The following is an 807-nucleotide window of genomic DNA, read 5'->3' on the forward strand; positions in this document are numbered from 1 at the left end:
CTGATTGTTTCTTTAAATGTGGAGTCGTCTGAATATCTTTCGGTAATGTTAGGCTTTGTCCTTCCAAATGCCATTTGTATTCGTGAAGAGGTTGCATGAGTACTTCGTTTACTTGAGTATATGTTGAAGGCATCATAGAACTTGATTTGAATCCAGTAGGTGTTTTGTGTCAGGTGTTCGTAGCTGCTGTGCGTCTGCAGTCATGTTCAGAATTGCGTTTGAAACTACGAACCTTTGTGTGGGGCTTGTTTCGGCTTGTCCACCTCCCTGCGACCCTTCCGACTCCTCTTAACGCTTTTAGTTTTATTAACCCTTTGCCTCAGTTTCGATCGCTTCGTGTATTTCAAGGGCTTACTCGTTACATTTGAACTCCTTAGGTGACGGTTTCGTTTCTTTCCTCTTCCCCTGTTCAACCGTTTGATTTTTAGCCCATTCCTCTTGGATTTCTTTGTCTTTGAATTAGAATCCTTGGACTGAGTTTTTTGGCTTCTGCCTATCGTCTTATTCTTGTTAGGCGCCTCCGATACTTTACCTTTCGTGGTAACAGCTTCATCATGAGTTTTTTTATGACTTACGGATCGCTTCTTCCTACCCGAACCAATGGCATAGTCCGGCAGAACTTTCTTGACTCTAGTTTTCTGCTCTGGAACGTTTAGAGGGAAAAAAGGGCTATCTGGTACATTGTAGACTCTCATTTTTGCTTTTGGTTCGCCTATCGCTGGGAATGCGGTATACCAATCGTTCTCCGGCTTGTGTCTCTTTAGAGGGAAAAAAGGGCTATCTGGTACATTGTAGACTCTCATTTTT

The 807-nt window shown here is 42.8% G+C and carries 1 protein-coding gene; it reads right to left on the minus strand.

Annotated features, from left to right (window positions below):
• Positions 1-224 precede the first annotated feature (224 nt).
• Positions 225-807, minus strand: a 583-nt coding sequence (locus ACFFNX_RS51615) for a hypothetical protein (protein ID WP_378213845.1), incomplete at its 5' end; no start/stop codon positions are given.

It is taken from the genome of Actinoallomurus acaciae (assembly GCF_042429965.1).
In the GTDB taxonomy this organism is placed as follows: domain Bacteria; phylum Actinomycetota; class Actinomycetes; order Streptosporangiales; family Streptosporangiaceae; genus Actinoallomurus; species Actinoallomurus acaciae.